This is a genomic window from Prevotella sp. LMAG:51, assembly GCF_008680225.1.
Taxonomy (GTDB): domain Bacteria; phylum Bacteroidota; class Bacteroidia; order Bacteroidales; family Bacteroidaceae; genus Prevotella; species Prevotella pectinovora.
In genome coordinates, this window is the sequence record NZ_NALQ01000021.1 from 110,840 (window position 1) to 132,576 (window position 21,737).

Consider the following 21,737-nt stretch of genomic DNA (forward strand, 5'->3'; position numbering starts at 1 on the left):
TAGCATTGTCAATACTGCTTCACATACCGTCAGTACAGGCATATACAGGAGCTTATGTGGCAAAAATCTTGAGAAAAACTTTTGGCACAGAAATAACCATAAGCAACATAAATTTAGGTTTCCTCAACAGGGTCATTATTGACGACTTCAACATGCTAGACAAAAGCAACAAAGACATGTTGCACGCCTCCCGCGTATCTATCAGTATAGACATTCTGGAACTAGCCAAAGGAAATATCTCTATCTCATCGGCTCAAATATTCGGATTGAGAGCAAAATTATACAAGAAAGACAAATATTCACAACCAAATTTCCAATTCGTAATTGATTCACTTTCTTCTGATAAAAAAGAGGAAAGCGAACTTGATTTGAGAATTAACTCTTTCATCATAAGAAACGGAGCGATACAATATGACCAATGGGATATGCCGAACACTTCGAATAAACTATCTCCCTACCATATCCACGTTTCCGACATCAGCTCACACATAATAATAAGACACATCACAAACGATATGGCCAACGCCATAGTCAAGAAGCTATCGTTCAAAGAGCAATCCGGCCTCAACATAGGCAAACTGACATTCAGTGCTCTTGTAACTCCCCAAAAGGCATCTGTCAAGAATTTCAGACTATGCCTGCCCCACAGTACAATTTATTCAGACTCCATTACCGCCACCTATAGAACAGATGGCGGTAGCATTGTCGGCAATACCATTAAAGGCAAAGGAAACATCATTGGAAACAATATAACGCTTTCCGACTTTGCCTTCATCGTGCCAGAGCTGAATGATCTTTCCAACAAGTTAAACTTAGTTGCAGATTTCTCTTACACCGACGGCAAAGCAAAAGTCAGCAGACTGTCATTATATTCACAAGACACAGCATTCAAGTTTAATGCCAATGGCATGTTTACTCCTTTCGACGGCTGCAAGACATGGAAAGCAAAGATAAGCCAGCTGTCTGTAAACGAGAGTTATTTGGCATTGGTTTTCAAAGCTGCAAGAACTGCCAGAATAGATATCCCCACCCCATTGACAAAACTTAAAGCAATTACCGCCGCTGCAACATGTGAAACTAACAATGACAACATCAGTGCATGCGGAAATGTAAACACGAATCTAGGAAATATTCAGTTTGCTATCCAGAAAAGGGCAACGAAACTAGCTGCTGAAATTTCAGCCGGCCGCATCAATCTGAATGAACTATTGGCAGACAATAAATTCGGGAATATAAGCGCAAACCTGCACGGCGAAGCCCGCATCCACAACAACAAAATAACTGATACCAAAGTCAGAGGTCGAATTTCAGACTTTGAATACAACAAATATACATACAAAGACATTGACATCGATGGTGCGTATAACGGCACAGACATAAACGGCAGACTTAATGTGAACGACGAGAACTGCCATTTGTCTCTCATCGGATCCATCAAGAACTTCATGAAGTCGCCCATTTCAGACATTTCAATGGATTTGAAGAATATTAATCCGCAACGCCTCAACATAACGAACAAATGGGGTGATGCAAGATTCTCTACACAGATCAACATCTGCGCCACAGGAAAGAGTCTGTATGATCTGACAGGAAAGCTGCAACTGAAAGAATTCAGCATGCAGTCACCTACAGAGAACTACTCACTCAACGAACTGACAGCGAATATCAACAAAGGAGACATCGACATCAAGTCTGATATCGGTGAAATTGAAATCAGAGGCAAATACCAATTCTCTACAATCGGACAGAGTATGCTTTCCATCATCAAGAAGCAACTGCCTACGGCTCCTGGCATCGAACGCAATAAAGTGTATTGTGCAGACAACAATTTCTCTCTCAAAGCAAACATATACGATACTAAATGGATCCACGCTATCTTAGGCATACCATACACATCGAACGAGCCGATTCATATCAAAGCAAACATCAACGACATGAAAAAAGAGATAAACGCTGATGTTACAATGCCTGGATTCACTTACGCAGGAGAATCTTTCAAGAACGCCAAGCTCAATGTCAAGACAGTCAACGACAGTCTGATTGCCGAATGCAACATAAAGAAAATTGAAGACAAGGGAAAGAGCATTCTTCTGAATGTCAAGGCAAGCGCTATAGACAATAAGTTAAACAGTCATATCGACATGGCCTACAACTCACCGCTGAACATACGAGGCACTATTGAAACAGAAACAAGCTTCTATAATGATGCAAATAATGAAAAATCGGCATATATAAACATCAAGCCCTCCACACTGTCTCTTAATGACACAATATGGCACATATCTCCTTCGAGCATCATATACAACAAGGACAAGATACAGGTAAACCACTTTGCCATAGGGCGTGACAGACAGTTCATAAAAATTTACGGAAAGGCGACAAGCAGTGCTGACGACTCTCTTAGGGTAGATCTGCAAAACGTTGACGTGAACTATATCCTGAACTTAGTCAACTTCCATTCTGTAACCTTCGGCGGACAGGCTTCGGGAACTGCATATCTAAAGTCAATCATGCAAGATCCAGACGCCTGGGTGGACCTCACTGTCGATAACTTCAAGTTCCAGGACGGAAGGATGGGCAAGTTATTCGCCAACGTGAAATGGAACAAGCACGACAAGCAGATAGACATCGACGCCCATGCGGATGATGACAACAATGTCAAGACAATCATCAAAGGCTATGTCTCCCCAGAGAAGAATTATATAGATCTCGGCATAACCGCCCATAATACAAACATTGAGTTCTTGAAAAGCTTTTGCGGAAGTTTCATGAACAAAATCGACGCACATGCCAATGGTTTTGCACAGGTATTCGGAGATTTGAGCGAGGTAAACCTCCAAGGACTATTGGTTGCCGACGGCACTATCGGCATCAGTCCACTCAACACTGTATACAGACTGAAGAACGACACGATAAGAATGGTACCCGACGAAATCATATTCAAGGGTGACACCGTAACAGACCGACACGGCAATGTGGCAACGGTCACTGGAGCCTTGCATCACAAGCATCTGACGAGGCTGACATTCGACCTCGGCATACATGCCAACAAATTTCTGTGTTACGACTTCAACGACTACGGCAACAACTCATTCTATGGCACAGTATACGGCACCGGCGACTGCAATATCACCGGTCGCCCACACAGCATTGTATTCGATATTGACATGACACCAAACAAAGGTTCGTTCATAGAATACAATGCGGCTAGTCCTGACGCCATAACCGACAGTAATTTTCTCAGATGGGTCAGTCACGAAACGCCAAAAGTCGAGAACAATACAGAAGACTACTATTATCATGCAACAAAGAAAGATGAAGATGAGAAGGATCTGAACGACGCTTCCGACATGTTCATCAACTTCAACGTGGCCGCTACCCCCGACTTCACCCTCCGTGTGTTGATGGACAAGGCTACCGGCGACAAGATATCCCTCAACGGGAACGGTGCTCTTAAAGCCACATATTTCAACAAAGGCAGCTTTGACATGTACGGCACATACGTCATCGACCATGGTTCTTACAACCTCACAATACAGAACATCATAAAGAAAGATTTCCGCTTCCAGCAAGGCAGCAACATCGTTTTCGGCGGCAACCCGTTCAACTCTCAGCTGAACCTCAAAGCCATATACCCCGTCAATGGTGTTTCACTCGCTGATTTGCGCATCGGAAACAGCTTTTCAAGCAACAACGTAAAGGTAGATTGCATCATGAATATCGGCGGAACGCCAGAGACCATAAAGGTAGACTTCGACTTTGACATGCCCACAGTAAACAATGATGCCAAGCAAATGGTGAGATCATTGATAAACAGCGAGGAGGAAATGAACCAGCAAGTGGTATATCTGCTTGCCATAGGACGATTCTACACAGACTCAAAAAACAACTCAAAACAGGAAGATGCACAGCAAAGCCAGACAAGTCTTGCTATGCAAAGTCTGCTCAGCGGAACGATAAGCCAACAGGTAAACAATATCCTGGGCACACTGATAAAGAACAACAACTGGAACTTCGGCACCAACATAAGTACTGGTACCGAAGGTTTCAACAATGCAGAATACGAAGGACTGCTTTCAGGAAGCCTGTTCAGCAACAGGCTCCTGATAAACGGACAGTTCGGGTATAGAGACAACCCCAACACCACGTCGTCGTTCATCGGTGATTTTGACGTTAAGTATCTGCTTACTCCCAACGGGAGCGTTGCCATTAAAGTATACAATCAGACCAATGACAGATACTTCACGAAATCATCACTCAACACCCAAGGACTTGGAATCATACTGAAGAAGGATTTCAAGACATGGTGGGATTTGTTCAAGACAAAGAAGAAGAAGATTGTCAAACGTTGACCTTCTTCTCAACGAAATATTTCGGGCGTTCTTTCACCTCAAGATACACTTTACCAATATATTCACCAGTAACGCCACATGCCAGAAGTATCGAACCGCCAATGAACCACATGCTCACGAGCAATGAAGTCCAACCCTCTATGGTATTACCCGTAAAATGTTCATACAATGCATATATGATGACACCTATGGCTACAAGAATGAATATTATACCCAAATATGAAATCAACCTCAATGGTTTCACTGAAAATGAAGTAATTCCCTCAATGGCAAAAGCCAGCATCTTGTTCAATGGATATTTAGACTCTCCAGCAAAACGCTCACTCCTGTTATAATACACACACGTAGAAGGATAACCGACAGATGCTGCAATACCCCTCAAGAACAGATTACTCTCCGGATATTTCATCATAGCCAGCATCGCTCTCCTGCTCATGAGCCTGAAGTCAGCATGGTTGTATATCACCTTGCCGCCGAGTGCATTCATAAGCTTATAGAAAGCCAAAGCCGTTGTACGCTTGAAGAAAGTATCCGTCTTGCGCTCCTTTCTGACTCCAAACACTATGTCATTCCCCTTATGATATTCATTCACCATTTCATAAATGGCATTAACATCGTCCTGCAGGTCGGCATCAATAGAAACAGAAGCATCAGAATGTTCTGAAGCCCATTTCAAACCTGCATGCAAGGCATACTGATGACCACGGTTGCCTGATAGTTTCAACCCGCCAACCATAGGAGAATCACCGGCAAAAGCCTCTATCATCTGCCATGTGCGGTCTTTGCTCCCATCATCCACAAACAACACCATTCCTTCTGAAATGCCTCCATCAGACTTCAGCTTGTCTAACACGCCAAGCAATCGCTGTTTCGTTTCATTCAGAACTTCTTCTTCATTATAACATGGTACAACAATTACAAGTTTCATATTCATACAGGTTAGCAATAAAACTTATTATCTAATACTAAATCACTTTTTCATAAAAGAATACAAAGTGAGGAATCTCTTGTCGTCACAACTTTTGTGATTGAAACGTTTGATTTTCTTCAACTCATAATCTGGAAATGAAGCCACAAATTCCTTATAGTCATCATCTCCCATTATCATATATCCCTTGTTTGGCCTGTTCTGGTCGAGAGGCACAATACGATCACCAAGATAGAAATTCACAGAGAACTGATGCATCCTACCTCTCTGGCCTACTCTGAAATCCTTTCTATAGTCCCAGATTTTCCCATCTGGCACAAGTTGTTGCATTTCCCTGGCCATATGATAATCAGACTTCACGTCATACACAGAAGGCAATATGAGTCCATCAATCATCATAAATACAACGGCGACAATTCCAGCTACAGAAACTCCCAATCCATCAACGGACATTTTTTTCCAATTAGACAAGAACAAATACGCTACACCCAATGCAAAGAGCAGGAATAGCACTATTTGCAGATACGGTAAATTCATGAAGTTATGGACATAAGCCAGATACTCGGCTGCATGTTTTCCACTAAAAGAAACTCCAGACAGGATCCCTGTCCTTACAAGCAGCACAAGCAGCGGCAATGAAACGGCAATGCCGACAAACGCCTTCGCATAGCCTACCACAATCCTTCGGTTTCTCTGCGAGATATAGTGTATGAATCTCGCTATATAATAAGCCATGAACGGATATATTGGCAACAGATATACGCTACGCTTGCTTTTAGGAATGCAAAAGAATACGAATATCACGACAATGCTCAAAAACGACAGCAGATCTTGGTCTGACATTCTGCCTAAACGGTGTGGCAAACTCACAAACCACGATTTGACTCCTGCCGAGCTTTTGGGCAGCGAAAGTTTCATTGTAAACAGGAATACCACAAACAGCAATGTATAAGGCAACAGTCCTGTTATCACGGAAACGACATTATATATTGCCGGCGCCTCATGCGAAGAATACACCATCTTGCCAGTGAAACGCAAGACATTCTCCTCATACACAAGATACAAAAATGCGTCGCCACGCTCCTGGTAGGCAAGATAATACCATATAAAAGGCAATACGCAAGACGCTAAAGCTACAGACAGACACAAGAAAAACGTCTTGAAGAAATTTTCACCTCTCACAAGCATAAAAAGTCCCATAACTCCACACGGCAACAAAATACCGACAGGTCCCTTTGTCAATGCAGCAGCACTCATGGACAACACGACAAACAGAAGCAATACTGCATTTCTAGATTTATACCATCCATGGAAAAAGTAAATGGCTATTACTATCATAGCAGACAACAACATGTCTACACGGCATGCCATACCAGCACGATGCACCTCAAAGGTTGTAAACGTCACTAGTCCCGTGAGCAGACTCAATTCCACACTTACCTTGTTGCGGATCATAAACTTATACACCACGAGCACCATCAATATTGTGGCCAAAGCCGACGGCAATCGTGATGAGAATTCCGAAACATAGCCAGCCACAAGCGAGCACAACGCCACACACCAATGGAAGAACGGCGGTTTGTAAGCAATGTCTACACCATTGTTTATCGGACATATCCAGTCGCCAGACTGCAACATCGAAAGTGCCACAATTGCCTCACGAGGCTCTCCTTTAGTATTAAAGAGACCCATTCCCAAAAAGATCACGAGCGACAGACATCCTGCCAATGCCAATATCCAGAAACAAGTTTTTGAATCGTTGAGTTTCAATTTCATTTTAACCATGTGATTATTCTTACAAACGAAAAAACAACCGTTTTCTTACATACAAAAAACAAATCATTTTCTTAATAATCTGCAAAATTAATCAAATAGTTTGTAGGAACTCTGTTTCAATGGATATTTATTGAATTTTTCAATTAATTTTGTAGGTAAATCCTAAACAACTATATTCATCTATGATCACGCCAATTGTAATATTAGCTGTTTCCGCAATTTTTTTCGTCATCGGAAAAATCCGTTCAGACATTGTAGCATTATGCACTCTGCTGTCGCTTATCCTTACCAACGTATTGACTCCTGCAGAAGCCCTATCCGGCTTCTCCAATCCTGTAATCATAATGATGATAGGTCTTTTCATCGTCGGTGGAGCCATCCTGCAGACAGGGTTGGCAAAGACGATAAGTGGTAAGATTCTCAAGACGGTAGGTACCAACGACACCGTTATACTAATAGTAGTGATGCTTGTAACGGCTGTCATCGGCGCTTTCGTAAGCAATACCGGCACCGTAGCCCTCATGCTACCCATCGTAGTAAGTATAGCTTCGAGGGCAAGGGTCAGTGCAAAGAAACTTCTCATGCCCCTTGCCTTCGCCAGCAGCATGGGCGGAATGCTTACGCTTATAGGTACGCCACCCAACCTTGTAATACAGGAAGCCTTGACAGAAGCCGGCGAAAAAGGACTTTCATTCTTCTCCTTCCTGCCGGTGGGCATTGTCTGCCTCACCGTCGGCACCATCACATTGATTCCACTATGCAAATGGTTTCTGTCGAAAAAAGACACATCATCAGAAGATAACGGAAAGAAACAGAAAAGCCTGACACAGCTGGTGGATGAATACAAACTGACAGAACAGCTGCAGATTCTTTATATACCACAAGATTCAAAGCTCGCGGGAATGACCATGTCAAAACTTGACCTGAACAACGTATACGGACTCACCATATTGGAGAGAAGGCAGGAAAGCAGCATCAACAACAAGTTCATCAAAAACATCAATCAGAATACGGTAAACGCTGACACCGTGTTCAATAGCAAAGATGTATTGTTCGTTTCAGGCGACTCTTCGATGGTGAAAAGGTTCGTAGAAGATTTCAATTTGTCCGTAATGAAGACAACGGACAAACGTCTCGACTTCTACGACATCGGAATAGCAGAACTCGTCATGCTGCCATCGGCCCGACTATTAGGCAGAAAGATACGTAACACCGCCTTCAGAGAGAAATACGACACCAACATCGTTGCAATCCGTAGACGCGGAGAATACATAACCGACAATCTGGCCGACCAGGAACTGAAGTCTGGCGACATTCTCCTCATCCAGGGCACATGGACAAACATTGAGAAACTCGGACAATACGAGGAAGGTTGGGTAATATTGGGCCAGCCTCTCGAAGCCGCATCCCGTGTGGCATTGACACACAAGTCACACATTGCCGCACTCATCATGCTCTGTATGGTAATAGCAATGGCAACAGACTTCATCCCCATTGCCCCTGTCACCGCCGTACTGCTCGCATCCGTAGCCATGATATTGTGCGGATGCTTCAGAAGCATAGAAGACGCCTACAAGACTATCAACTGGGAAAGCGTAGTACTAATAGCAGCCATGATGCCCGTATCAATAGCATTGGAAAAGACGGGAGCTTCAACACTCCTGTCCAACACGTTGGTAAACTCACTTGGATCAGCCGGCCCCACCGTACTCCTTGCAGGTATTTATCTGACGACATCTGTCCTCAGCCTATTTCTGAGCAACACCGCTACAGCTGTTCTCATGGCCCCCATAGCCATGCAAAGCGCTGCAGGACTGAACATCACACCTTACGCATTTCTCTTTGCCGTAACCTTAGGTGCAAGCATGTGTTTCGCATCTCCTTTCTCCACACCGCCAAACGCCCTTGTCATGCAGGCTGGAAGATACACATTCAGCGACTACCTGAAAGTTGGACTGCCGCTGCAATTAGTCATTGGAATTGCAATGGTAATAATATTACCATTTATATTCCCATACTAATACCACACAACAAAAAAAACGATAAAATTGGCAAGGACCAATAAGTTTATATAACTTTGCAATGAGGAAAGAAAAGAAACCATTTCAGCGCACAATATATAATTATGTGAAAATGAAAATCATAGACAATATCAAGAACAGATTCAACTTCTCACTGATGGGTACAATGTCATTAATAATATCAACGCTCATGCTTCTGACATCATTCGTGACGCACACAAGCAGCAACATTTCCTTGACTGCGAGCCTATTGTTGATGCTCGTCGGCATCACTTTTATCGTTTTGGGCATAAAAAGACAGACAAAATACTGATTTCACCGTCGAAAAAGGTTAAATAAACATAAATTACGTATCCGATCCACTTTATCATAAAATATGAGAAAGGAATACTTATAAAAAAGTAGTACCTTTGCAGGCGATTTATAAATTCACATAAAGTCTAACTTTATTAATTACAAAACAAACATTATTTATTTTTATGGCAGATTTTAAGAACGTACAGCCGTTGGCAGACTTCAACTGGGACGAGTTTGAGAACGGAAGTAATGTAAATGTCAGCAAAGAAGATTTGCAGAAAGCTTATGACGAGACACTCAACAAGGTAAGCGAGCATCAGGTTGTTGACGGTACTGTAATCTCTATCGACAAGAAAGAGGTTATCGTAAACATTGGTTACAAGAGCGACGGTATCATCCCCGCAAGCGAATTCCGCTACAATCCAGATTTGAAGGTTGGCGACACAGTAGAGGTGTACGTTGAGAACCAGGAAGACAAGAAGGGTCAGCTGCTTCTTTCTCACAAGAAGGCTCGTCTCAGCAAGAGCTGGGAGCGTGTCAACGCTGCTTTGGACAACGAGGAAGTTATCCAGGGTTACATCAAGTGCCGCACTAAGGGCGGTATGATCGTTGACGTATTCGGTATCGAGGCATTCTTGCCAGGAAGCCAGATTGACGTCCATCCTATACGTGACTACGATGTATTCGTAGGCAAGACAATGGAGTTCAAGGTTGTCAAGATCAACCAGGAGTTCCGTAACGTTGTTGTTTCTCACAAGGCCCTCATCGAGGCTGAGTTGGAGGCACAGAAGAAAGAAATCATCAGCAAGCTTGAGAAGGGTCAGATCCTCGAGGGTACAGTCAAGAACATCACCTCTTACGGTGTATTCGTTGACCTCGGTGGTGTTGACGGACTCATCCACATCACAGACCTCTCTTGGGGCCGCGTAAGCGATCCACACGAGGTTGTTGCTCTCGACGAGAAGATCAATGTCGTTATCCTCGACTTCGATGACGAGAAGAAGCGCATCGCTCTTGGTCTGAAGCAGCTCACTCCTCACCCATGGGATGCACTCGATGCAAACCTGAAGGTTGGCGACCACGTTAAGGGCAAGGTTGTCGTAATCGCTGACTACGGTGCATTCGTAGAGATTGCTCCTGGCGTAGAGGGACTTATCCACGTTTCAGAGATGAGCTGGAGCCAGCACCTGCGTTCAGCACAGGAATTCCTCCACGTTGGCGACGAGGTAGAGGCAGTTATCCTGACTCTCGACCGCGAGGAGCGCAAGATGTCTCTCGGCATCAAGCAGCTTAAGGAAGACCCATGGGAGACAATCGAGGTTAAGTATCCTGTTGGAAGTAAGCACACTGCAAAGGTTCGCAACTTCACTAACTTCGGTATCTTCGTAGAGCTTGAGGAAGGCGTTGACGGTCTTATCCACATCTCTGACCTCTCTTGGACAAAGAAGGTTAAGCACCCATCAGAGTTCACACAGGTTGGTGCAGACATCGATGTTGTCGTTCTTGAAATAGATAAGGACAACCGTCGTTTGAGCCTCGGTCACAAGCAGCTTGAGGAGAATCCTTGGGACACATACGAGACAATCTACACTCCAGGTTCTGTACACATGGGCAAGATCACAGAAATGATGGACAAGGGTGCCGTAATCACTCTCAACGAGGGTGGTGAAGGTTTCGCTACTCCAAAGCACCTCGTTAAGGAAGATGGCTCACAGGCTCAGCTGGGCGAGGAGCTCGAGTTCAAGGTTATCGAGTTCGTTAAGGAAACAAAGCGTATCATCCTTTCTCACAGCCGCACATTCGAGGATGTGAAGGAAGAGCCAAAGAAGGCACCACGCAAGAAGACAGCCAAGAAGGAAGAGACAGCTACAATCAACAACGTTGCTGCATCTACAACTCTCGGTGACATCGACGCTCTTGCTGCATTGAAGGCTAAGATGGAAAAGGGTGAATAATAAAGACATCGTTTCTGATAATTTATCAGTAACATAATTCATTGAGGGCGCATCATATTTTTGATGTGTCCTCTTTTTTGTTCCTATCCTTATAAGATAATAATTCAGACTAAAACAAATATCTAACGAAATACATATTTAGATCTCACAAACTGTTTTTCTCAAAACAAAGTATCATAGTATCATTCTGTCCTCCAATTACACCCTAAGACCTTGTAGGCAAACGACTTAACCCAATGCTACTTTTCTGAATGTTTTACAGAAAAGTATCATTAAAGTATCATAGAAGTATCATCCCTTTAGCCCATCCTGATCTCCCCCCTAATGTGGGGAATGAAACCCCACATTAGGGGGGACTGTTCCCCACGCCATGGGGGAAAATCAAGGTCTATGGTTTAAACATCGCAAGTCTATTTTTCAGTCTATGAATACAACTGAAATAACCTCTAAACGGTATTAGCATCGAGGATACGCTTACAATTAGATTACACACGAAACCAGGTGTGTTTATATAAAAGCTGGGGTAAATTGATCAGACTTCAGCATAAAGAAATAGAGGGTGAATCAAATAAAAAAATGAAACACCCTCTTAAATCTAATTATTAACCACAACCGGACTGTCGACAACAAGATCATTAAAAAGACCGGCTGTGGGAAATGATATTACCTATTTGGGAAATAAAATCATCAATCAGTTATTCTTTCCAGCTGTACTGTGAAGTGGCGCATCAGCGGAGCCTCCCATGTTATACGCACACCATGAGTGATCTGCTCCCTTCTGTCATAGACATTCTTCAGCGCTGCAGCGATTACTGCCATATGGTTGTCTGTATATACTCTGCGAGGAATAGCCAAGCGCAGGAGATCAAGTCCACCAAAACGGTTCTCTCTGGTCACAGGGTCACGGTCAGCAAGCAGATAACCGATCTCACATCCACGGATTCCTGCCTCGAGATAAAGCTCTATGGTAAGAGTCTGTGCCGGGAACTCCTCTTTTGGAACGTGTGTCAACACCTTTGGAGCATCAATGAAAAGAGCATGGCCTCCTGCAGGACGCTGGTAAGGAATATGATATTCGTCGAGCAGAGAAGCGAGATATTCCACTTGATGAATACGGGTCTGGAGGTTGTCGAACTCTGTATTCTCATCGAGACCGATGGCAAGAGCATTCATGTCGCGTCCGTTCATACCTCCATATGTAAGGTAGCCTTCAAACTGAACGCAATATCCCTTTGCACCCTCATACCAATCCTGGCGACGTGTAGCAATAAAACCACCCATATTCACGATACCGTCCTTCTTTGCACTCATAGTCATACCGTCAGCAAGTTCGAACATCTCACGTGTGATTTCCTTTATCGTCTTGTTCTCATAGCCCTTCTCACGTGTCTTGATGAAATATGCATTTTCTGCAAAACGAGCAGAGTCGAAAATGACAGGTTTGCCGAATTTATCTGCAACGGCTCTCACCTCTCTCAGGTTCTGCATTGATACAGGCTGTCCGCCCGCCGTATTGTTGGTGATAGTTACAATGATGAAAGGCACCTTGTCACCATATTTCTCCAACGCCGCCTCGAGTTTTTTAGGATCAACGTTTCCCTTGAAAGGCACTTCGAGCTGAGTGTCTTTAGCATCATCAACGGTACAGTCAAGAGCCACAGCCTTACGTCCCTCAATATGTCCCTTGGTTGTATCAAAATGAGAATTTCCTGGCACTACATCACCTTCCTTTACCAGGTATGAGAAAAGCACATTCTCTGCAGCTCTACCCTGGTGTGTAGGTATAACATACTCAAAACCGGTGAGTCTCTGTATTGTCTCTTTCAGCTTGAAGAAAGAAGTGGCTCCAGCATAACTCTCATCGCCAAGCATCACGCCAGCCCACTGACGGTCGCTCATCGCTCCGGTACCAGAGTCGGTAAGCAGGTCAATGTAAACATTCTCAGCTTTCAGCTGGAACACATTGTAATGAGCTTCTTTTATCCACTGTTCGCGTTCTTCGCGAGTACTCCTACGAATAGGTTCTACCATCTTGATTTTCCAAGATTCTGCAAATGGTAAATTCATAATATTTATTTTAAATTGGTTAACCGCCCATATATGGACAGTGATATTAGATTTCGTTGCCAAATTTACGTAATAGTTTTGAACATACAAAGACCAATATGCCAAAACATTCTCATTTATCAATTTTTTAACAATTCATAATGTCACTAATTTTTCATTGATACCCAATTATTATTATCTACATTGGAAAAATAGCACATCTTTTAATGTATAGTAATAAAAATTTCCTAAAATTTGAGTATTGTGACACTTTCAGGATCGCTTTACTTTTGCAAACGTAAAATCAGTTTGCCGTTAAGAGAAACCAAATCGTCCCGGTCGGCATATTAATAGGTATAATTATTTACATCATATAAAATGACAAAGAACATACTCCTTTTAGGACTACTTTCATGCAGTTTCGCAACGAATGCCATTGCGCAAGATGAATGTTGCAAAGAAAAGAAGTCGGACAAAACCGAATGTACAGTACCAAAGACAGAGAAGCCCTCAGCATTGTCACGATTCAGTATCGGGGGATATGGCGAGGCCGTGATGAGCAGGAATTTCTACAGTCAGCATTTCAACCGCTACCGCGACCCTGCCACATACAAGAATGACGATAGCCACGGACGCTTCGACCTGCCACACGTCACTCTCAACCTCGGCTATGACTTCGGCCATGGATGGACCATGGGTACGGAGATAGAGTTTGAGCATGGCGGCACGGAAAATGCCGTAGAGATAGACGCTGACGAGAGTGGCGAATACGAGGCTGAGACTGAGCGCGGCGGCGAGGTTGCCCTGGAGCAGTTTTGGATTAACAAGGCTTTCTGGGGAGGTAAGTTCAACATCAAGGCTGGTGAGATTATCATCCCTGTCGGAGAAATAAACGCCTACCACATGCCTAACGACTTCTTCTCCGTCTACCGTTCTGAAGGCGAGGCAAAGATGTTGCCTAACACATGGCACCAGGTCGGCATCTCTCTTTGGGGACGCATCAGCGACTGGCGCTACGAGGCTATCTTCACTTCCGGTCTCGATGCAGAGCGCTTCGGCCACAACTGCTACGTGCATTATGGCGCAACAAGTCCATACGAGTATAAGTTGGGAAATGTATATGCCGGTGCGGCACGTATCGACAACTATTCCATCCCTGGCGTCCGTCTTAGTCTGAGCGGATACTATGGCTATACTTTCAAGAACACGGAGCGCAAGGCAAGTGCCTCTTACGACAAGGTACACGGAGCCTTGGCAATCGGAAGTTTCGGACTGGAGATGAAGCGCTGGAACTGGATAGTACGTGGTAATGCCACATATTCTCATCTTGCTGATGCACAGAAAATGACCACCTTCATGAACGCTTACCCCAAGCACACCCAGCAGGACGGTTCGCCTTCAAAGCACTCTCCTATCGCAAGCAACGCCTACTCTGTAGGTCTTGAGGCTGGCTACAACATATTCTCGCAGATAAGCAGTCTGAGCGACAAGCAGAAGCTTTATCTCTTCGGCCGCTACGAAGACTACAACACCTATGCCGCCGGCAGACAGAAAGTGGCTTACAAATACGACCGTGTCAAGAGAATGGCTGTCGGCGTGAACTACTCTCCTATCAGACAGGTTACAATCAAGGGAGAATACAGCAACCGTTTCCTCAGCCACGGCTACAACAACGAGCCAAGTGTTTCATTGGGAATAACCTACGCTGGATGGTTCCTGAAATAATTTAAAGTTTGGAATGTAATATTAATTCAAGTTTCTGATTTAGTCAAGACATTAATTTACCATTACTCACATAAAAAAGAAAACTTAATAATAAACTAAAAATCAAGAAAATGAACAAAATCTTCAAGTATTCAATGATGTTTGCAGCTGCATTGGCTTTCACAATGGGCTTCACAAGCTGTAGCGATGATGACAACGACGAACAGGACGTAACATTCAGCTCCAGCGAGCTGAAGGAAGTCAACGCAGACTATGTTGACAATACGGTTGTTGCAACATACCGCAACCTTGCCGACTATAACAAGCAGCTCGTTGCTGACCTCAACGCTATGTCTGACGATGCCGGTGTTGCAAAGGCTTGCGAGACATGGAAGCAATCACGTAAATGGTGGGAGTTCTCTGAGGCTTTCCTCTTCGGAGCTGCCGGCGACTATGCTATCGACCCTCACACAGACACATGGCCATTCGACCGCACTCAGTTTGACAAATACATGAGTCTCTATAAGAACGCAAAACTTGGCGAGGATGAATTTGAGAACGAAACAAACACCATCAACGAGGCTATCGCTACAGGTCAGAACCTTACAGGTTTCCACGCCGTTGAGTATCTTATCTTCCGCGAGGGTCAGCCACGCCACTTCGCTGACATGACTGCAAACGAGATTTACTTCGCAAAGACAGCAGCACAGGATCTCTACCTCAGCTCCTTGAAGCTTGTTTCAGCATGGGGTGGCAAGGTTTCTGCCGATGAGCAGGCTCTCCTCGACGAAGTTGAATTCGCATCTTCCATCAACTATGGCGAGAACTTCAAGAATGCAGGCAACGCAGGTTCCACCTACTCTACCGTTGTACTTGCATCCAAGGAAATAATCGCCGGTGCTAACGACATCATCGGTGAGGTACGCGACTCTAAGATCGGTGCTCCTGCCACAGGTGAGGACGTCAACTACATCGAGTCGCCACATGCCCATAACTCTATCCAGGACTTCTACGACAACATCATGTCTGTAAAGCACGTCCTCTATGGCGGTTGCACAGTTGACGGAACAACTCCTGAGGCAAAGTCTCTCATCGGCATCTGTCTGAAGAACGACAAGACCAAGGCTGCCGCACAGAACGTTATGACTAACCTTGAGAATGCTCTCTCAAAGATCAGCAGCATGAAGAAGCCATTCGTTCTCTACTACACAGACCAGAGTGCTAAGGATGCAATGGAAGCTCTCGACGAACTGGAGGAATCGTTGAACGCTCTCGACAAGCTGCTCGACTAATCGTCCACAGGCTAAACATCCAAAAGAACATTAAAAATTTAAATAACCGTTGGTGTCTGCCCCAAAAGCAGCCACCAACATTTTACGTTTAACAACAAGCAACATTATGAAACACATCTATTTAGTTCCTGCGTTGTTATCGGCATTGGCATTAACAGCCTGCACCGATGACGACAATCTCGATGTCCATCTGCCTGAGGCAGAGTATGGCACTCCTAATGAATGGTACTATGCCGGAGGAAAACTCGGTACGACAAGCATTCAGTCTGCATATGCCTATCGTCAGGCTACTCAGGCTGTTGATGATGCTGGTCTCTCATTGAACTTCCAGATTGGTGAGTCCCTCTTCGAGAAAGACTACAACACTTCAAACGACGCTTTCGCCGGACTCGGTCCTGTATATGTGCGCCGCGGTTGTCTCTACTGCCATCCGAACTATGGTCACGGCAAGCGTCAGACTGCCTACCGCGCTGACCAGGACGGCAACGGCTACCTGCTCGTAGTCTACGACAAGAAGACCAACGCCTACATCTATTCCGTAGCCGGAATGCCGCAGACAAAGGCCGTGAAGCCGTTCAAGCCACAGATTGACGAGAGCAAGATCAACATTGAATGGAAGAACTACACCGACGAATGGGGCAACAAGTTCCCTGACGGCGAGACCTACTCGCTTATCTATCCTGAAGTTACCATCCCAGCCGACGCCTACTACTCTCCTGTTACAGTGAAGCGCGACGGAAAGTATGTGGTTATCCCTGCCGACCAGGTGGCAAGTGAAATCGGTGTCCGTTTGGAATCTACTATCGGCATCTATGGCACCGGACTTACCGACGCCATCCCTGACGACTCTATCACAGCAGAATGGAAGCGACAGAGCGAATACTTCAACTCTGTAGGCAAGACCAACGCTCTGAACCCTGCATACTGGAGCCAGGCTGACAACAAGTGGGTCAGCTACTACGTGAACAATGCCGGCGACAAGAAGCAGTATGTCCGTCGCTACACCTATGCAATGAGTCGCGGACCAATCCTCGACGCAGCCGGAGCAAACGCCATCTGGAACATCACAAACGTGACACGACCAGACCGCCGCTACCACTACTTGAGCCTCGACGGTACAATTTATGCCAAGAGTTCTATGGAAGACCCTGATGTTCAGGCTGGCTTCCCTGAATACATCAAGCAGATTGACCCGAACAACGCCCACCCTACGTGGCACACAGCCGACGTGAAGCAGAACATCTACAACTACCTGATGGCTAAGGACCTCGACCCTGAGATGTCAAGCTCTCAGTACAAGAACTTCATGATATGGCATCGCGGACTTGCCGTTCCTGCTGCACGCAACACCACAACAAACCGTTTCAAGCAGGGAATGAAACTATTCAAGGAGATAGGATGCGCCAACTGCCACCGTCCATCATGGACCACCGGCGACGACAATATCCAGGACCCTAACGGCATCTTCAAGAACAACGACATGCCGCGCTATCCTCACCAGAAAATATGGCCATACACCGACTTCGTGCAGCACCGTCTCTTCATGGAGAACGACATCCGCACTGGCTGGTGCCGCACCACTCCTCTCTGGGGTCGCGGACTGTCTAAACTCTGTACTGGAGCTGAAGATCGTCTGCACGACTGCCGCGCACGAAACACAATGGAAGCTATCATGTGGCACGGCAACGCCAAGAGCGACGCCCGCTACGCCATCGAGAAGTTCCGCAACCTGAAGAAGGCTGACCGCGACAACATCATATTCTTCATAGAATCAATCTAATGTAATTTATTTGCCACACACTGCCTGCACTTATGTTCATTCATAGGTAGTGTGTGGCATTTTCAAGATATATTCTGATGATTACCGACGAGAACGACATCGTGGTGCAGTCGTTCGGCTGGGTTGCCATGGGACAAGCCACAGCTCCATTCAAGCCGCAGTTTGACGAGAAGAAGGTAGACATTGCATGGAACGAATACACCGACCAATGGGGCAACCAGTTCCCCGACAGCGAGAAATACTCACTTATATACCCCGAAGTAACGCTAAAGCCCGGATGCATATACGGCAAGCTGATAGACAAATGGGGCAACGAGGTACCGCTCTCCAAGGCTAAGGTGCGCTTAGAGTCGTCTATCGGATTTATCGGCAGCGGACTGATTGACGCCATTCCCGACGAGGACATCCTTGACCAATATCGCAGCGAAGGAAAACACGCCACGCTCAATCCACAGTTCTGGGACAATACGGCAAAGGATTTCGTGAAAAATACCGACGGCACACTTGCTGTAGAAAACGGTGGAATAGTATACAAATTTGACTATGCCCTCGACCGTGCATCAGTAATGTCCGACGCTTCGTTCTGGGAGGTGCAAAACGTAACGAGAGACGACTTCCGCTCTCACTACATCCCCAAGGAATATTGGCAGTTTGCTGCTGCCGACCCCGACGTAACAAGCAAGTTCTATCAGTATTACCCACAATGGAACAAGACCGGCGACCCGGCAAAAGACATAATAGCCTTTGGCAACGCCACCGACCTGCCCGTAGAAATGAAGGAGTCTGACTATGTAAACTATATGGTGTGGCACCGCGGAGTGGGCATCCCGGCAGCACGAAACACTCTCACCGCCGACTTCAAAAAGGGCAAGGAACTCTTCACCCAGATAGGCTGCGCAAGCTGCCACCGACCAAGCTGGACCACAGGAGAAGACAAGATTCGCGACCCCTACGGACGTTTCTCTGCCGAAGACACACGCATGGTGCGCTACCCAAAACAGAAAATATGGCCCTACTCCGACTTCGTGCAACACCGTCTCTTCATGAAGAACGACCTGCGCACAGGATGGTGCAAAACGGCACCGCTGTGGGGACGAGGATTGCAGAGCCGGTGTGCCGGACATTCTGACCGCCTGCACGACTGCCGCGCCCGAAACACTCTCGAGGCCATCATGTGGCACGGATGCATTGGCGAGGGCGGACAGAGCGATGCTCTCTGGGCTGTAAAGAACTTCCGCAACTTGACGAAAGAGCAGCGTCAGCTCGTAATAAAATTTGTTGATTCTATTTAATCTGGAATAAAACAATATTCTTTTTTTAAATATAAATGAGAAATCTGAAATTTTCTATCATCATCATTGCAGTGGTAATCATAATAGTGCTTGCCGCTGCAACTATCGTTGAGAGTGTTAATGGTACGCAGTTTGCCCATCAGAACATCTACGGTTCTGTGTGGTTTCTTGCACTCTGGACTGTGTTTACAGTCGTTGCCACGGCTTACATCCTTAAAAGAAAACTTTACAGGCGGATAAATGTGTTCCTTATCCATGCCTCCTTCCTCGTAATCCTCCTCGGCGCCCTCCTCTCGTGGACCACTGCCCAGAGCGGCACCATACACCTCCGTCTCGGCGAGGCAACAAACGTAATGAAGACCGCCGAGGGAAAGTCTGTAGACCTTGGCTTCAAGGTGGCTCTGAAAACGTTCCGCATGGACTGCTACCCCGGCACGGACGCTGCTATGGACTACGTTACGGAGATTACGACAAGCGATGAACTACTAGAAATCTCAATGAACAAGATCGGCTACTACCACGGCTTCCGCTTCATGCAGTCGGGCTACGACAGCGATATGCAGGGTTCTATCCTCGGTGTCTACCACGACCCATGGGGCATCGCCGTCACATATCTGGGCTACGCCATGCTCCTCATCTCGCTCATTGCCATACTCTTGGGCAAAGGCACGAGAATGCGGCAGCTCTACAGAAAAGCCACTGCCGGCAATGCCCTCAAGGTGGCAGCCGTGGCTGTCGTCATGGCTCTCTCGCCCCTTTTCTCCCTAAACTCACAGGCGCAGGAGAGGATAAACATCAACAGCCATGTGGCTGATGGATTCGGAAGAGTCTGCGTGCTCTACAACAGCCGCATCACGCCGATAAACACAGTTGCCGTGGACTTCGTCACCAAACTCTGCGGAAAGCCCTCGTGGGACGGACTCTCCGCTACGGAGGTGTTCTGCGGATGGGTGTTCGACGTACCCTACTGGGAAACGGTAAAGATGATAGAAATCAAGGACAAAAAAGCGCAGGAGCTGCTCGGACTGAACGACAAATGGGCTTCGTTCAATGATTTCTGGGATGAATACAACGAATACAAGCTGGAGAAACCACTGAAGGAGGCAATGAGGAAAGGCGACACGAAGATGCAGAAAAGTTTGCGCGATGCCGATGAGAAGTTCAATATCGTTCGCATGCTCTACGGCGGCGAGATGCTGAAGCTTTTCCCCTACCGCCAGGCTGACGGCAAATACAAATGGTTTGCACCCGGACAGTCCCTGGGCAACATAAATCTGGACGAGAAGGAACTCACCTTTGTGCGCAAATCGATGGACTATCTTGCCGAGAGCATCATCACGGGCGATAACTCTCGTGCAAGCGAGATAGTGAAGAAGATTTACAGTTATCAGCACGTGAAGGCAAAAGACGTGATTCCCTCTAAATTCTTGATTTACGCCGAAGTGTTCTATAACAGATTGAACACCCTTCGCCTGCCCACGATGCTCTATCTCTCCCTCTCGCTGCTGCTCAGCGTGGCGTCTACCATAGCGTTGAATCAGAAGAAAAGAAAGATTGCCTCGAAGGTAACCCTATGGCTCACCGTCATAATGTTTCTCCACACCTCACTGCTGCTCCTGCTGCGCTGGATGGTTTCTGGCCATCTGCCGATGTCAAACGGCTTCGAGACGATGCAGTTTATGGCTTGGGCAACGCTCCTGCTCACACTATTCATGGGCAAGCGTTTCATGCCAGTGAAGAACTTCGGTCCGCTACTCTCGTCGTTCGCCCTGCTCGTGGCAATGATAACCGACGGCAATCCGCAAATCACACAACTCATGCCTGTGCTACAATCGCCCCTGCTCTCCGTCCACGTGATGGTTATAATGTTCTCCTATGCCCTCTTCGGTCTTATGGCACTCATTGCCGCCGAAGGCATCTGGGCCCACCGCCGCGGCGACCTTGCCAAGGAGGATCAGCTTGCCGCCACATCCGGTTTCCTCCTCTACCCCGCCGTCAGTCTCCTTGCCGTGGGCATCTTCATAGGAGCCGTATGGGCAAACGTCAGTTGGGGCCGCTACTGGAGCTGGGACTCCAAAGAGACATGGGCTCTCATAACGATGCTCATCTACTCAGCTCCTCTCCACAGCGACTTGAAATGGCTGCATAAACCTCTCCACATCCATATCTATATGCTGTTGGCTTTCCTCTGCGTACTGATGACGTACTTTGGGGTAAATTATTTCCTTGCCGGACTACACTCATACGCTTAGTTTTTCCTTTTGTTCCCTTATGTTGCAATAACTTTTAGGGAT

General features: G+C 46.0%; 11 protein-coding genes. 8 read left to right on the forward strand and 3 right to left on the reverse strand.

Annotated elements, in window-relative coordinates:
- The first annotated feature begins 368 nt into the window (after positions 1–368).
- Positions 369–4,352, forward strand: coding sequence for a translocation/assembly module TamB domain-containing protein (locus tag CCC32_RS07450; RefSeq protein ID WP_197065824.1), 3,984 nt, complete (start codon positions 369–371; stop codon positions 4,350–4,352).
- On the opposite strand, the gene CCC32_RS07455 is transcribed toward CCC32_RS07450, so the two are convergent.
- Together CCC32_RS07455 and CCC32_RS07460 are read right to left on the reverse strand one after the other, a co-directional pair.
- Positions 4,342–5,280 (reverse strand): glycosyltransferase family 2 protein, encoded by a 939-nt coding sequence (locus CCC32_RS07455; protein ID WP_502705608.1) that lies wholly within the window; start codon positions 5,278–5,280, stop codon positions 4,342–4,344. The genes CCC32_RS07450 and CCC32_RS07455 overlap by 11 nt on opposite strands.
- Positions 5,281–5,322: 42 nt before the next feature.
- Positions 5,323–7,056: an ArnT family glycosyltransferase gene (locus tag CCC32_RS07460; protein ID WP_287073396.1), complete on the reverse strand. Its 1,734-nt coding sequence runs from the start codon at positions 7,054–7,056 to the stop codon at positions 5,323–5,325.
- Between the two features lie 182 nt (positions 7,057–7,238).
- Between CCC32_RS07460 and CCC32_RS07465 the strand changes: the two genes are divergently transcribed.
- Positions 7,239–9,077: an SLC13 family permease gene (locus tag CCC32_RS07465; protein ID WP_044065908.1), complete on the forward strand. Its 1,839-nt coding sequence runs from the start codon at positions 7,239–7,241 to the stop codon at positions 9,075–9,077.
- 479 nt (positions 9,078–9,556) lie between these two features.
- Positions 9,557–11,329 carry a 30S ribosomal protein S1 gene (gene rpsA, locus CCC32_RS07470; protein ID WP_022317329.1) on the forward strand — a complete coding sequence of 591 codons (1,773 nt, stop codon included), beginning with the start codon at positions 9,557–9,559 and terminating at the stop codon, positions 11,327–11,329.
- A gap of 687 nt (positions 11,330–12,016) precedes the next feature.
- Here the strand turns inward: rpsA and tnaA are convergent.
- Positions 12,017–13,396 (reverse strand): tryptophanase TnaA, encoded by a 1,380-nt coding sequence (gene tnaA, locus CCC32_RS07475; RefSeq protein WP_022317330.1) that lies wholly within the window; start codon positions 13,394–13,396, stop codon positions 12,017–12,019.
- Positions 13,397–13,753: 357 nt separating this feature from the next.
- Here tnaA and CCC32_RS07480 point away from each other — a divergent pair, with 357 nt between their 5' ends.
- From CCC32_RS07480 to CCC32_RS07500, 5 genes are all read left to right on the forward strand, one after another.
- Positions 13,754–15,100 (forward strand): hypothetical protein, encoded by a 1,347-nt coding sequence (locus CCC32_RS07480; RefSeq protein ID WP_042519448.1) that lies wholly within the window; start codon positions 13,754–13,756, stop codon positions 15,098–15,100.
- A gap of 110 nt (positions 15,101–15,210) precedes the next feature.
- A complete protein-coding gene (locus CCC32_RS07485; protein ID WP_287073400.1) occupies positions 15,211–16,371 on the forward strand; it encodes an imelysin family protein in 1,161 nt (386 codons plus the stop codon).
- A gap of 106 nt (positions 16,372–16,477) precedes the next feature.
- Complete coding sequence (locus CCC32_RS07490) at positions 16,478–18,151, forward strand: di-heme oxidoredictase family protein (protein ID WP_278842211.1); 1,674 nt, start codon at positions 16,478–16,480, stop codon at positions 18,149–18,151.
- Positions 18,152–18,204: 53 nt separating this feature from the next.
- Positions 18,205–19,443 carry a di-heme oxidoredictase family protein gene (locus CCC32_RS07495; protein ID WP_287073403.1) on the forward strand — a complete coding sequence of 413 codons (1,239 nt, stop codon included), beginning with the start codon at positions 18,205–18,207 and terminating at the stop codon, positions 19,441–19,443.
- 35 nt (positions 19,444–19,478) lie between these two features.
- Complete coding sequence (locus CCC32_RS07500) at positions 19,479–21,695, forward strand: cytochrome c biogenesis protein CcsA (RefSeq protein WP_287073405.1); 2,217 nt, start codon at positions 19,479–19,481, stop codon at positions 21,693–21,695.
- The last annotated feature ends 42 nt before the right edge of the window (positions 21,696–21,737 follow it).